We start from the raw sequence: 13,127 nt of genomic DNA on the forward strand, positions 1-13,127 counted from the left end.
GTTCGGATTGGCCCGTCGCATGCGTGATTCGCATGCGAAGATTCACGATGAAGTGAATATTTATTCATTTGTTTCCGTGCGGATCGCGGGAGTTCATCTCGGCCAGCCCGGATCGCCGCCTTCATTCCATACGCGAAATCAGGGCTAGGGGTGCGATGCATGAGCGGCGCAGCTTTCATCGACGCATGCATCGGCCGGCCCGAGCTATAACGCTCGGATAGCCCCGATCCCGCGGTGGGGGGCCAACGGTTCCGCTGCACAGCTCGGATCGTGCGGCCGGCTGCAAGCGCCGATGTCGATCACCGATCTGCACAGATGCCAGGTCGTGAGGCAAACGGCGGCCGATCGATCGCACATGCGGGGTGGCGATCGATCCGGTTGGACGCTCTACAGAGCGCCAGGACGGTTGGGGTCGTGCTGTCCAATAAATGCACGCAAAGAGCGATCAAGCTTCTTGCTACCTCGGCGCGATTCCTTGCTGCGGTGCATCAGTTACCGACTTGTAACGAAAAAAGCAGAATCTGCATGAGCGCTCTGCAGCTTGCGTCGATCACATCTGTGTCGCGCGAAATTCATTCCTAAACTTTGAGGTGATCGGCGATCAATCGCCTTGCGGAGCGCGGCAATGACGCTGCCTCTGCTAATGGACTGAAATGGGGAAGTCTCATGATCAAAACAACAATCGGAGCCGCGGCAATCGCTGCAGTGACTCTCGCAGTCGTTCCTGTGCAAGCCGCGAAGATGGGGGTCGGCTGCAGCAGTGCCAACCTGACGAAGACCGAGGCCTCGGTCGAGGCCATGGCCGACGGCGACAGCAAATGGGCGGCTGAGAAAGAAATGGCTGCCGCGCAGGACGCGTTGCTGAACGGCAAGTATGGCGTGTGCGGCGCCCATCTCTCGAAGGCGATGCACGATACGGGCGCGGCGAAGTAGTCCGTCGAGCAATATCAAGGGAGCAGGGGGCCGGTCGCAGTCTGGATCGGCCTTTTTGCTTCGATCGCGATGTCACGCCTCAAGGCGCGTGCGCGAGCTGGCTCGCAAAGGTCGCGATCGTCTTGGCGTAGACCTCGCTCTTGTTCCACTGCTGCAGCACCTCGAAATTGGGGCTACCGGGCTCCCAGTCCTTGCCGCGCTTCCAGCCATAACCGGCCAGATAGTTCGCGGTCGAGGCCAGCACGTCGGGCACGCTGTGCAGCAGGTCGCGCCGGCCGTTGCCGTCGAAATCCACGGCGTATTTGATCCATGACGAGGGCATGAACTGCGTCTGTCCGATCTCGCCGGCCCAGGCGCCGCGCATCTCCGACGGTGAAAGGTCGCCGCGATCGACGATGCGCAGTGCATCCATCAGTTCGCCGCGAAACTCGTCGGCGCGCCGGCAGTCATAGGCCAGCGTCGCCAGCGAGCGGATGGTCGGAAACTTGCCGGTGTTGACGCCGAAATCGGTTTCCAGACCCCAGATCGCCACCAGCACTTCGCCGGGCACGCCATAGGTCTGTTCGATGCGCGACAGCACCGAGCCGTATTGCTTGAGCATGTTCGAGCCGCGCAGCAGCCGGGGCGGCACCATGCGGCCGGAAAACTCCTCAAAACTCTGGCTGAAGACTTTTTGCGAGCGGTCGCGCGACAGCACGCCCTGATCCAGCGCCACGCCATTGAGGCCGGCGGTGATGGCGTTCTGCGAAATGCCTTTTGCGGCGGCCTCGGTCTTGAACTCGCTGAGCCAGGCGTCAAAACTGCCGGAGCCGCAGGAGGCGGCGGGAGCGGACGTGCCGGACAGTGCCAACATCGCGATGGCAACGGCTGGTAGGAAAAGACGGACGGTCATCTGTGTCTGCAAACCCATTCTTGGTTCGTCGCTGCTGCCTCCAGCCGGGCATGTCGGGATCGGGCGCGGCCGAGACAAGGCTCCAGAGACGGAACGTTAAGCACCAATCGCACCGCGGAACGAATCAAAAAAAGCTTAGAATGGCCTAATGTATGCCAGATCTTCGGCGCTCAGGCGCCTCGCAATGACGCCGCCAAGGCGTCATTGCTGTCGCGACCTCTGACGTCATTGTTCGCCGGCATCGGATGCGCCAATGTCCGCCAAGCGCAATGGAGGACCTGACCGGCCATGACGCCGCTGGAGAAGATCAAGGCGATCAAACTGCCCTTTGCCGAGCTGACGGGCGTGATCTTCACCGAAGCCGACAAGGACCGCGTGGTGGCGCACATGCTGGTCCGGCCGGACCTCTGCACCTCGGGTCACATCGCGCATGGGGGTGCCATCATGGCGTTTGCCGATTCTGTCGGCGCGGCCGCAACCGTGATCAATCTGCCTGACGATGCGAAAGGCACCACGACGCTGGAAAGCAAGACCAATTTCATCGGCGGCGCCAAGGAGGGAACCACGGTCGTCGCAACCGCAACACCAGTCCATCGCGGCCGGCGGACCCAGGTCTGGCAGACCCGGGTCGAAAACGCGGATGGCAAGCTGGTCGCACTGGTCACGCAGACGCAGATGGTTCTCGTATGATTACGGGGTGGGCTGCTGCGTTAACCCGCTGAATGCCCGGCCTTGCCGATATTTCAGGCAGGGAGCAGCCTTGAAATCCATGCTGCGATGCACAACATCAGCTCGCTAGGGATTCGACGCCTCCTCGAGGGCTTCCAAGAGGAGATTTTGACGTGCCACATGACGACACTTTCCGTGCCCGGCCGGGCTTTGGCTATGTGCGGACGCTGAGCCAGGACGAAGAGCTGACGCTGCTGCGTAACCACCTGCTGCGGCTCGACCCACAGAGCCGCCACGACCGGTTCAACGGCTTCCTGGACGACGGTTTCATCGCACGTTACGCCGAAAAATGCGCCAATGACGGGACGATCATCATCGCCTACATGGAAAACGGCGAGGTACGGGGCGCCGCCGAGCTGCATCCGCCGGAGCAATCCCCTGATTTGTTGCCCGAGATCGCCTTCAGCGTCGAAGCGTCCATGCGCCGGCGCGGCGTCGGCAGCGTGCTGTTCAAGCGGTTGATTTCGGAGGCGCGCTGGAAGGGCTATCGGAAGCTGCGGGTCACGACCGGCGCGAAGAACCAGGCGATGCGGGCGCTGGCCTGCAAATTCGGCGCACATCTGGTGTTCAGCCACGGCGAGTCCACGGGGACGATCGATCTGAGGAATCAGCCGCAGGACGAACTCGCCAAGCTTGCGATCGATACGCCATTCGGGGCGATGCGGGCGCTGCTCAATTTCAACCGCGCCTGCTGGAGGCTGGTGTCACGCATGTATGGATTGGGGCGCGCGGCCTAGGGCCTCATTGGGCGCGCAGCGGTTTTCCGAAAGCATGCCCTCGGGCTCGACCCGAGGGATCAGGCTCACAAACAAGCCGAAGCGCAATGGCGGTTCAACTTAACGCCCTCGCGCTTCGGCGCTCAGCTATGGCAATCTCAGAGTAGACGCGCCGGTCAGGTCCCCGTGCGCTTGTCGTTGCCGAAGCGGCGGATCACGCGCCGCTCCACCACCACCGAGCGCTGCGCACCCTGTTCGCCGGCGATCACGCGGGTGGTGTTGGCGCGAAGCGTGACCCGATTGAGCTTCTTGACTTCGGGGCGGACCACGTCGAGCGGCATTCCCATCAGCGCCGCCGCGATTTCGGCCTGTGCTTCCTGGTCATCGGTGATCCCCACGGCCGCGAAAATCGCTTCGTCGAGCGTTGGCGGGTCGTGCCGGACACGCCGCGGGCCATATTTGGTATTCCAGTCTGCACTCATGGGGTCCTCTTGGATGATCTGGGATACCTAGGTGGCATTATGTTGCATTGCAATATGAAATTGGTGTGGCAACGCAGATATGCGCGAAGGGTTGCAATTCGTTCTTTCGTTGCCGCCGCCGTCCACCACAATCATCATCCTTGTCGTTCTGGTGGCGGGTCTGACACGATATGCAAGATTTCACTCGGCGGCCGCGGCCAGCGGTTTTGGCAGTTGTGGCCAGCGCTTGAGCGCAGCGTGTCCGGCAACGGTCAGGCAGTAGACGCCGCGTTCGGCGCGATCGAACCAGCCATAGACATTGTGCTGCAGGATTTTTGGCGCATCGGGAATCTCCGGCCGCAGGTCGCGCAGCCTGCGCGGGCCGGACGAGAGCGCCGACGCGCAGGCCAGCGCCTGCTGGCGGTAGAATGTCATGATCGGCGCCCGCGTACTGCCGCCCGTCGCGGGGTCACCGATCCGGCGCTGATGTTCGGCGATTAGCCGCGAGCGCTTTTTCGGATCACGGCGGGGCGCCGAGGTCGGCGGTTTGACGATCACCTCGACGTCACCGCTGCCGGTGACGGCGAGCATGCCAAAACCCAATCGCCGGCAGAGATTGCGGTAGCGCGCATCGCTCTCGCGCCCTTTGCCGCGGGCCGACAGTTTTGCCGCGAGCCAGACCTCGTCACAGGCCCCGGCGCGATCGACCGCCTGCAGCAGCAGTTCGAGATTGAACGACAGTTTGAGTTCGCAGACCACCACGAGCGGCGGATCATCGCCTTTCAGGGCCACGAGATCGCAACCGCCGATCTCACCCTTCACGGTGAAGCCGAGCTTTTCGAGGAAGCGTTTGACGGGCAGGTAAAGCGCGGTTTCCAAGCGGTGCTCAGGGGCTGCGACTCAAACGAGGTTCTATTCAGTCTAGAGGCTTTTGCGTCCTGCTTGAATCTGCCGCAGCCGCGCTCATGTCGATTACCGCTGCCTCGCCAAGACCTTTGCCGAGACCTTTGCCATGAGCGGTTCACGGTGTGTGCGGCCGGACTCCCGCAGACCCAAATCAGGTCGGCCGGTTCGCGCAGCGCTAAACCCGGCCAGGGACCGGGATCAATGCGCCGGTCACCCCACTCGCGGCATCGCTCGCCAGAAACAGGATCACCTCGGCCAGTTCCTGCGGGGCGACCCATCTGGCAAAGTCCGCATTCGGCATGCTGGCGCGGTTGGCCGGCGTATCGATGGTCGACGGCAACACCGCATTCACGGTGATCTTGCCTTTCCACTCGGCGGCCAGCCCCTCAGTGAGGCGGTGCACGCCCGCTTTCGAAGCCGCATAGGCGCCCATGCCGGAGCCTGCCTGCAGCGCGCCCATGGCTCCGATATTGACGATCCGCGCCGCGCGTGCGGCGACGAGATGCGGGATCGCCGCGCGCGAGGCGTTCAGGGCCGTCAACACGTTCAGGGCATACATCCGCTGCCAGGTGGCAGCACTGCCCTCGGCAACCGTCTCGAAGGCAAAGGCGCCGGCGATGTTGATCAGCACATCGAGCCTGCCGAAATGCGCCGCCGCTGCGTCGATGGCCCTTTTTGCCTGCGCAGGATCGGACAGATCGACGCCGCCAAGTTCGATGCGATGATCGCTCGCCGCAATCTGCGACGGCGCATGGTCGATGGCGGCCACGCGCGCGCCGCGCGACAGCGCGGTCTCGGTAACGACCCTGCCGAGCGCGCCGAGCGCGCCCGTCACGACAACGGATTTTCCGTTCATGGCTCGCTCCTGTTCGGGTCAGACGCAGCATCGCTAAGACCGGCGAGGCTTGCAATTGCGCATATTTGAGACTGAAATGACAGGACAACTCAAGATAGCAGAAGGAAGCTGTCGTCATGGCCGATACGCCAGCGCATTGCGATCCGCACCTCGATATCGTCCGGTTCGAGGGAAAGCTGCCCCATTTCTCGCAGAGTCTCAACAGCCGGCGCAAGATCAAGATCGTGGCGATCGGATCGTCGTCCACGGGGGGTGAGAATGACGTCATTCCTTATCCTCATCGCTTGGAACTGGCTTTGAGGAAGCGGTTTCCCGATCGGATGATTGACGTTGTCAACCGGGGAATTGGCGGCCAGGAGGCGCCCGAGGAGGTGCCGCGCTTCGAAACCGACATCATTGCAGAGGAGCCGTCGCTGGTGATCTGGCAGGTCGGCACGAACGCGATTGCCCACAGGGAGCTCTACGATCCCGGCCGGGTCGCCGCGACGATTGCGACAGGCCTCAACTGGCTCAAAGAGCTTCGGGCGGACGTCGTTCTGATGGACTTGCAATATGCGCCGGCTCTGCTCGATCGGGAAAAGGATACCAGGTTGATGGTGAGCCTGATCGCAGCCGCGGCGAGGACGGCCGCCGTCAACCTGTTTCCAAGGTTCGCCCTGATGGAGCGGTGGCGGACGCAAGACGGGATCCCGATGGACATGTTGATCAGCCCGGATCGCCTGCACCAGACCGACTATGCCACCAATTGCGTGACGCAGGCGCTCGATGGCGCCATCGCTGCTGCGCTCGTGCAAGTGCCGCCGACGAGCGCATAGCAACTTCAAGATGTTTATCGAACGACAGCATTTCGACTAAAATTGTTCCGGCTTCCGTAAGCCGAATGCAGAAGGCAGACGACTATTCTGGATGACAATCCATTCCAGAGGTTGGAAGCATGATGAGACATTTGCCTGACCACGGCCTGCCACTGATCCAGCTCAAAGAGCAGCGACGGGATCTGGTTGTCGCCCTGCAAAATCGCAAAGGTCCGATCAACGGCTGGGAGCTGATGCAGATCGCAGCCGTGCAGCAGGCGATCTCGGCATTTGAGGAGGTCATCGCCGATCTCGATGCCATGGAGGCGGAGACGACGGGCGAGGCGGCCTGACGCGTCCTCGCGCCGACGCTGTTCGCAAAGGACGATGCTGCGGGGCAGTTAGCACCCCGCCAGTTCATCACTGCAAATAGCGCGCCTTCAGCGCCGCGCGTTCGCTGTTTCCGAGTGCCAGCCCTTCCTTCAAATAGTTGTCCAGACCGCCGTAATCGGCAATGATCGCGTCATAGGCCGCGGCCAGGAACGAGGCCTCGACCGAGCCGATCGCCTGCCTGACATCGTCGGGCAGGTCGCTCGCGGAACTGGTGTCGCGCCGGTAGAAGCGATTGGTGAGCAGATAATCCTCCCCGATCACATCATCCGGCACGCCGAGCGCATGGAGCACCAGTGCACAGGCAAATCCCGTGCGATCCTTGCCCGCGGTGCAATGGATGACCAGCGGCGCGCGGTCGTCCAGCAGACGAGCGAACAGCGTCCGAAACCGGTGTGTGTTGCCGCGAACATAGTCGCCATAGGACTCGCGCATGATCTCGAGCGCGACAGGCGCCGATAGCGACCCCGCCGCAAGCCGCGCGCGCAAGGCCGCCACGACGGTCGGCTCGATCGGCAGCGAGTGGACCTCGATCTCCGCGAGACCGCACATAGCGGTCGCACGCTCCTCGATGCCGCGAAAATCGAAGGCACTGCGCAGCTTCAGCGCGCGCACGATTTTGACGTCGGCTTCAGTGAGGTGGCCGAGATGGTTGGAGCGGAAGAGCTGCCGCCAACGGACGATGCGTCCATCGGCCGTGCGATAGCCGCCGAGATCGCGAAAATTGCTGGCGCCTTGCAGATTGAGATGACGGACGGGGACTTCGGACATTGCTCGAGCCTTGGACGGGACCCGTCCAGGCTATCCCGATCGACAGAGAAATGACATGCGCGCGCTTCCGGATATTAGCCGAATGCAAAAGAGGGCCGAAACGATGCGTTTCGACCCTCTCTCTTCATCTTGCAGGCTGCCCGTGATCTGCCGCCTGATCTCAGCGCTCCCATTCGCGCCTCTCGTCGTCGATGGCGGCCTGATGATACCAGCTCTCGCTGCAACTGGCCGTGTTGACGTAGGGACTGAGCTGGTTGGGGGGCGTTTTGACCTCACCACAGCGACGGCCGCCGAGAGCCGCGCGACCCCCGGCCGGAAATTCATAGATCGTGGCTGACCCGTGGCTCAAACTTGTACCCATGGCATTCTCCTTGGAGTGAAGCGTCGTTCGATGCTGCGCCCGACTCGTTCGCGTGGAGTTAACCAAAGTCGATATCGTCCCGTGCCCCGAGCAATGCAATGTGATGAAAAGAAAATCACAATCTGTGCAATTCGTAGGCAGGCGAGCGGTTGCCCGCCCCAGGGCAAGACTGCGCCAGCTTGCGCGGCGCACGGTTCAAAGCTTGCGGATAGAGCCCCTCAGACTTGCTGAAAGTTTCGGGCCCCTGGCGCGAACATGATCGCCTCGACCCGGGACGTGGCGAGTGCCATGAAAACAGGCGCGATCGCAACGCAACTCGTTCGCTGATGCGAGATCGAAGACGTTTCGACCGCGCTTCTTTGCCGCACCGTAGCACGGCCTGTACCGCGGGCCTCCGGCTGAATTTTCGACCGGAAAGGCGCCCAGCCGACGCGGCTATTGGCACGCTAAATGCTTGGGAACACACGGCCGATCGCGGCCGGGTACGCGGGGCGGGCAGCTCGTTTCCGGTCCACCCCACCTTTCGAAGATCAACAGAGAGGCTCAATGACCAAATACAGGCTCGAGTACATCTGGCTCGACGGATACACGCCGACGCCGAATTTGCGCGGCAAAACTCAGATCAAGGAATTTGCTTCTTTCCCGACGCTTGACCAGCTTCCGCTCTGGGGTTTTGACGGCTCCTCCACGATGCAGGCCGAGGGCCACAGCTCCGATTGCGTGCTGAAGCCGGTCGCGGTCTATCCGGACGCCGCGCGCACCAATGGCGTGCTGGTGATGTGCGAAGTCATGATGCCCGACGGCAAGACGCCGCATCCCTCGAACAAGCGCGCGACCATTCTGGACGATGCCGACGCGTGGTTCGGCTTCGAGCAGGAGTATTTCTTCTACAAGGACGGCCGGCCGCTGGGCTTCCCGGAACACGGCTATCCGCCGCCGCAGGGACCCTATTACACGGGCGTCGGCTACAAGTTCGTGGGCGACGTCGCCCGCAAGCTGGTGGAAGAGCATCTCGATCTCTGCCTGGCCGCCGGCATCAACCACGAAGGCATCAACGCGGAAGTCGCCAAGGGCCAATGGGAATTCCAGATTTTCGGCAAGGGCTCCAGGACCGCGGCCGACCAGATGTGGATGGCCCGCTATCTGATGCTGCGCCTCACTGAGAAATACGGCATCGACATCGAGTTCCACTGCAAGCCGCTCGGCGATACCGACTGGAACGGCTCGGGCATGCACTGCAACTTCTCGACCAAGTACATGCGTGAAGTCGGCGGCAAGGACTACTTTGAGAAGCTGATGGACGCCTTCAAGGTGGCCCGCGCCGACCACATCGCGGTGTACGGCCCCGACAACCACATGCGTCTGACCGGCAAGCACGAGACCGCGTCGATCGACACCTTCAGCTGGGGTGTTGCCGACCGCGGGGCCTCGATCCGCGTGCCGCATTCGTTCGTCAACAACGGCTACAAGGGCTATCTGGAAGACCGCCGTCCGAACTCCCAGGGCGACCCATACCAGATCGCGTCGCAGGTCCTTAAGACCATCGCGACGGTTCCGACCGACGCCAAGGCTGCGGCCTAAAGCAGCCGTTGCTGCAGCGCGTCAAGGCTGCGACTCGACCTGATCCGCCAATGCCGTAAGGCTTTGGCGGATCATTGCATTTTGGAACAAGGCAGCCGGCCATCAATTTGTCGCCCTGGCATGCGAGCGGACCCGTATCCACGTCACGCGAAACGGCTATAACCAACCCACAGGTGTGTGGGCCGACAGGGGACGCGGCTGTGTTCGGGGGCTTCTATACCGTCAGGTTCCAGGTCAATGAGACTGTCGGGCGCAGCGTGATGTATGCGCATGCCGGCAAGATGCTCGGCGGCAACTCGGCCTTTGCGCATATTGGCAGCTATGAAGAGGTCGGAGACGAAGTTGCGATCGTCATCAAGACGGTGCGGCATAATCCGGATCCGAACTATCCGGCGATGGTCGGCACTGATGATGCGACCTTGCGCGCACGCGGCCGGCCCGACGGGCAGCTCTATCGCTTCGAGGGGCGGCTAGACGAGCTGCCGGGCGCTGTCTTCAAATCTGTGATGAGGCCGGTCGAGGAGCAGCCTGTTCCGATCGCCGGCGGTGTCGGGAAAGGGGGCATCGTCAACGGTCTCTATTCCATCCATGTCCGCCTGCTCGACGGGGTCGAAGGCGGCCTGACCGGGGTGATGCTGCTCAATGACGGGCGCATCCTCGGCGGCGACGCGTTCTTCTATTATCTCGGCAGCTACACCTCGGAGAACGGCCGCTGGAAAGGACAGATCCTCAATCAGGAGCACACGCCGGCCAAGGACGAGCACCCAATTTTCGGTGGTCACGAGGTCGGGATCGGGTTCTCCGGCAGCTGCGATGAGCATGGCGCGCTGCTCGAGGCAACCGCGCTCGCCGGCAAGCGCAGCCTGCGTCTCAATGCGGTGCTCAAGCTGATGCGGCGGGCGTGAATGGCGAGGAACGCTGGCGCGCCAAGCAACCTCGCCATCATGAAGAGATGGTCACAACGGTTCGCGATCGCCGCGCTTGTCGTCGCGCTGACGTCCTCATTGGCCCGCGCGCAATCCGCCGATCTCGTGCTGTGCGACCGCATTGCCGCCGACCCCGCCGATCCTGACAAGCCGGCCGACGTCAAGGGCGTCGCCGAGGTCGCATCCGGCGACATCGCAACCGCGATAAAATTCTGCGGGCAAGCTTCCCGTGCCTCGCGGCGGGCGATGTACGCGCTCGGCCGCGCCTATGCGGCGGATCGGCAGACGGCACAGGCGATCGCCGCCTGGCGCAAGGCGGCCGACAAGGGCTCGACCTCGGCGATGGTGGAGCTCGGCGTGCTCTATGGAACGGGCGCCGGTGTTGCCCAGGACGAGGCGCAGGCGCGAAAACTGTTCGAGCGCGCGGCGGAGGCGGGCAATCCGCGCGGGGTCACCAATCTGGCCGCGCTTGGCGGCGGCGCTACGCCGGCGGATCCGGCGCGGGCAAGGCAACTGCTGGCCAAGGCCGCCGAGACCAATGCCGAGGCGCAGTACCAGCTCGGGTTGATGCTGGCGGAGGGCACCGGAGGTGAGAAGGACGAGGCCGCGGCGCGGGCGCTGTTCGAGAAGGCGGCTGCGCAAAATCATCCGGGCGCGCTGCTCCAGATGGGGGCGTTCACTGAAGCCGGCCGCGGCGGCCCGAAGGATGCCGCCGCCGCCAAGGCGTACTACCAGCGCGCCGCCGACCTCGGCGACGAGGAGGCGAAGAAGGCGCTGAAGCGGATGGATTGTCCGATGACGATCAAGGACAAGCGCGGCAACTTCGTCACCAATCTGTGCTTCTAGGGGCGCCGATCCGTTAGCGCGCGAGCAAATGCGAATTGATTGCGAGCTTCCGCCTTCGGCGGCACAGGGAAGTGACCGGACTTGCCCCAGTCGCGAATGCTCCAAGCCTGACCTTCACCGAGCCGAGCCCCGCGAAATATTCAGTTCGGCACGATGCGTTTGCAACGGCCCGGCCGCTCAGGGCCTTCGGCGCCGCTCATCTCTGTCCGAAGGAGGTCCGTGCCGGAGCACTGTCAGCAGGATGCCAGTGAAGAGCAATGCTGCGACCGGCCAATGAAACCAGATTCTGTGCAGACCGGTGAAAACATTGATCAAAATCAGAAAGCCCGAAAGTGTGAGCATTGCTGTAATGGGGCGAGGCAGGTTGGCGAACTGGTCCGAGATGGAGCCCATCCACGGGGATGGCCCGGATCGGTCGCTAGTCTGTTGAGCGGCAGATTGCGAGGCCGCAACCGCTCCGGCCTGAGGAGGAGCGCTCTCGTCAACGGGGAAGCCATGTCGCCCGACGGCTCCGCCGCCCATGGTCACTCGATAGCTGGTTACGGGAGCAACGTTCTTCATCTGTTGCGGGCCGAGACAGTCAAAGCCAAGAGATAGTTTGTTGTGCACCTGATCGTAGACGGGAGCGGAGATCACCACGCCGCCGGGCTCGGCAAGTTCTTGCAGCCGCGCCGCGATGTTGACCCCGTCGCCAAAGATGTCGGAACCGTCCACCATCACATCTCCCAGATTGATGCCGATGCGAAACCGCATCTGGCGCGCGTGGGGTGGGTCCGAACTCGGACTGGAAGTTTCCTGCTGAATCTCGACCGCACACTGCACGGCCTCGACAACGCTGGCGAACTCGGCGATCACGGCATCGCCCCAAGTATTCACGATCCGCCCGTCATGGCGCTCCACCAATCCTTGGATGGCGGTACGGTAGCGGCGCAGCGTCCCCAGCGTTCCCGCTTCGTCTGCTCCCATGAGGCGAGAATAGCCGTGCACATCGGCGCACAGGACGGTGGTCAGCCGCCGTTTCACCTTGTCGTCGGTCATCGACCACATGGTAGCCTCACTGACGGCCAAATGCATCAGGCATCGTTTGGCGCCACCGCGGCTTAAGGGCCGGTCATAGCCCATCGAAACGTTTAGCTGCGCTACAGGATTTAGCCGCCATCGAGAAATTGCGGACTCGAGCCATCCGTCCGACGGATTTATGAGTTCACGCCCTCGAGGAAGCGGCCCGCGGACTTGGAACCGGCGCACGGCTGTGCAGTTCTTCCTGGTGAGAGTTTTGAGGTCGCGCCGTCATGATCCGCAAACTTCGATCCGGCCAATACCGGCTCTATTCCCGCAAGGTCGACCCCAGGACCGGCAAGCGCCGCAATCTCGGCACCTTCAAGTCGCGTGGGGCGGCGGAGAAGCACGAGCGCGAGGTGCAGTATTTCAAGCGGCATTAATTCCGAGGTTTTCCCGGAGCAAGAGACGCTTCCAACGCCGCCGTGGATCGACTAAGAGCGGCCCCGTCTCTCGTTTCCGATAAACCTCCGCAGCAATGATCCGTCTCGATAACGTCAGCAAGCAAGTCGGCCACCAGATCCTCTTCATCGAAGCCTCCGCCGTCCTGCAACGGGGCGAAAAGATCGGCCTCGTCGGTCCGAACGGCGCCGGCAAGACCACGCTGTTCCGCATGATCGCGGGGCAGGAGCAGCCCGACGAGGGCCAGGTTGCGGTCGATCGCGGCATCTCGATCGGCTATTTCAGCCAGGACGTCGGCGAGATGGCCGGACGGAGCGCGGTCGCCGAAGTCATGGACGGCGCCGGCCCGGTCAGCGTGGTTGCGTCCGAGCTGAAGGAGCTCGAATCGGCGATGGCCGATCCTGATCGCGCGGACGAGATGGACGACATCATCGCCCGCTATGGCGAGGTGCAGGCGCGTTTCGAGGAGCTCGACGGCTATGCGCTGGAGGGGCGCGCGCGGGA

At 62.8% G+C, this 13,127-nt stretch carries 17 protein-coding genes; 10 read left to right on the forward strand and 7 right to left on the reverse strand.

Features of this window, described 5'->3' with window-relative positions:
• The first annotated feature begins 666 nt into the window (after positions 1-666).
• Positions 667-933 (forward strand): hypothetical protein, encoded by a 267-nt coding sequence (locus JOZ76_RS35295; RefSeq protein WP_291705994.1) that lies wholly within the window; start codon positions 667-669, stop codon positions 931-933.
• A gap of 79 nt (positions 934-1,012) precedes the next feature.
• Here JOZ76_RS35295 and JOZ76_RS35300 read toward each other — a convergent pair whose 3' ends face one another.
• Positions 1,013-1,825: a lytic murein transglycosylase gene (locus tag JOZ76_RS35300; RefSeq protein WP_291705995.1), complete on the reverse strand. Its 813-nt coding sequence runs from the start codon at positions 1,823-1,825 to the stop codon at positions 1,013-1,015.
• Positions 1,826-2,113: 288 nt separating this feature from the next.
• On the opposite strand from JOZ76_RS35300, the gene JOZ76_RS35305 reads away from it, so the two are divergent.
• Both JOZ76_RS35305 and JOZ76_RS35310 read left to right on the forward strand, forming a co-directional pair.
• Positions 2,114-2,515, forward strand: a complete 402-nt coding sequence (locus JOZ76_RS35305; protein ID WP_291705996.1) for a PaaI family thioesterase — start codon at positions 2,114-2,116, stop codon at positions 2,513-2,515.
• 152 nt (positions 2,516-2,667) lie between these two features.
• Positions 2,668-3,291 carry a GNAT family N-acetyltransferase gene (locus JOZ76_RS35310; RefSeq protein WP_291705997.1) on the forward strand — a complete coding sequence of 208 codons (624 nt, stop codon included), beginning with the start codon at positions 2,668-2,670 and terminating at the stop codon, positions 3,289-3,291.
• A gap of 155 nt (positions 3,292-3,446) precedes the next feature.
• On the opposite strand, the gene JOZ76_RS35315 is transcribed toward JOZ76_RS35310, so the two are convergent.
• From JOZ76_RS35315 to JOZ76_RS35325, 3 genes are all read right to left on the reverse strand, one after another.
• Positions 3,447-3,752, reverse strand: coding sequence for a hypothetical protein (locus JOZ76_RS35315; protein ID WP_291705998.1), 306 nt, complete (start codon positions 3,750-3,752; stop codon positions 3,447-3,449).
• A gap of 180 nt (positions 3,753-3,932) precedes the next feature.
• A complete protein-coding gene (locus tag JOZ76_RS35320; RefSeq protein ID WP_291705999.1) occupies positions 3,933-4,610 on the reverse strand; it encodes a DUF2161 domain-containing phosphodiesterase in 678 nt (225 codons plus the stop codon).
• Between the two features lie 202 nt (positions 4,611-4,812).
• Positions 4,813-5,493, reverse strand: coding sequence for an SDR family oxidoreductase (locus JOZ76_RS35325; protein WP_291706000.1), 681 nt, complete (start codon positions 5,491-5,493; stop codon positions 4,813-4,815).
• 116 nt (positions 5,494-5,609) lie between these two features.
• Between JOZ76_RS35325 and JOZ76_RS35330 the strand changes: the two genes are divergently transcribed.
• Together JOZ76_RS35330 and JOZ76_RS35335 are read left to right on the forward strand one after the other, a co-directional pair.
• Positions 5,610-6,308: an SGNH/GDSL hydrolase family protein gene (locus JOZ76_RS35330; RefSeq protein ID WP_291706001.1), complete on the forward strand. Its 699-nt coding sequence runs from the start codon at positions 5,610-5,612 to the stop codon at positions 6,306-6,308.
• A gap of 122 nt (positions 6,309-6,430) precedes the next feature.
• A complete protein-coding gene (locus JOZ76_RS35335; protein WP_291706002.1) occupies positions 6,431-6,640 on the forward strand; it encodes a hypothetical protein in 210 nt (69 codons plus the stop codon).
• A gap of 67 nt (positions 6,641-6,707) precedes the next feature.
• Here the strand turns inward: JOZ76_RS35335 and JOZ76_RS35340 are convergent, their stop codons facing one another.
• Together JOZ76_RS35340 and JOZ76_RS35345 are read right to left on the reverse strand one after the other, a co-directional pair.
• Positions 6,708-7,448, reverse strand: coding sequence for a tyrosine-protein phosphatase (locus JOZ76_RS35340; RefSeq protein ID WP_291706003.1), 741 nt, complete (start codon positions 7,446-7,448; stop codon positions 6,708-6,710).
• Between the two features lie 160 nt (positions 7,449-7,608).
• Positions 7,609-7,809 (reverse strand): DUF2735 domain-containing protein, encoded by a 201-nt coding sequence (locus JOZ76_RS35345; protein WP_291706004.1) that lies wholly within the window; start codon positions 7,807-7,809, stop codon positions 7,609-7,611.
• A 546-nt stretch (positions 7,810-8,355) separates the two neighbouring features.
• On the opposite strand from JOZ76_RS35345, the gene JOZ76_RS35350 reads away from it, so the two are divergent.
• From JOZ76_RS35350 to JOZ76_RS35360, 3 genes are all read left to right on the forward strand, one after another.
• Positions 8,356-9,390 carry a glutamine synthetase beta-grasp domain-containing protein gene (locus JOZ76_RS35350; protein WP_291706005.1) on the forward strand — a complete coding sequence of 345 codons (1,035 nt, stop codon included), beginning with the start codon at positions 8,356-8,358 and terminating at the stop codon, positions 9,388-9,390.
• A 200-nt stretch (positions 9,391-9,590) separates the two neighbouring features.
• The gene (locus JOZ76_RS35355) at positions 9,591-10,295 is read left to right on the forward strand and encodes a GrlR family regulatory protein (protein WP_291706006.1); all 705 of its coding nucleotides are present in this window, start codon (positions 9,591-9,593) and stop codon (positions 10,293-10,295) included.
• Between the two features lie 39 nt (positions 10,296-10,334).
• A complete protein-coding gene (locus JOZ76_RS35360) occupies positions 10,335-11,162 on the forward strand; it encodes a tetratricopeptide repeat protein (protein WP_291706009.1) in 828 nt (275 codons plus the stop codon).
• A gap of 177 nt (positions 11,163-11,339) precedes the next feature.
• Here the strand turns inward: JOZ76_RS35360 and JOZ76_RS35365 are convergent, their stop codons facing one another.
• Positions 11,340-12,200 (reverse strand): adenylate/guanylate cyclase domain-containing protein, encoded by an 861-nt coding sequence (locus JOZ76_RS35365; RefSeq protein WP_291706010.1) that lies wholly within the window; start codon positions 12,198-12,200, stop codon positions 11,340-11,342.
• A 254-nt stretch (positions 12,201-12,454) separates the two neighbouring features.
• On the opposite strand from JOZ76_RS35365, the gene JOZ76_RS35370 reads away from it, so the two are divergent.
• Together JOZ76_RS35370 and JOZ76_RS35375 are read left to right on the forward strand one after the other, a co-directional pair.
• Positions 12,455-12,604 carry a hypothetical protein gene (locus JOZ76_RS35370; RefSeq protein WP_291706007.1) on the forward strand — a complete coding sequence of 50 codons (150 nt, stop codon included), beginning with the start codon at positions 12,455-12,457 and terminating at the stop codon, positions 12,602-12,604.
• A 95-nt stretch (positions 12,605-12,699) separates the two neighbouring features.
• Positions 12,700-13,127: ATP-binding cassette domain-containing protein (locus tag JOZ76_RS35375; RefSeq protein ID WP_291706008.1), on the forward strand; the 428-nt coding region annotated here is incomplete at its 3' end.

Origin of the sequence: Bradyrhizobium sp., assembly GCF_019244115.1 — a bacterium.
In the GTDB taxonomy this organism is placed as follows: domain Bacteria; phylum Pseudomonadota; class Alphaproteobacteria; order Rhizobiales; family Xanthobacteraceae; genus Bradyrhizobium.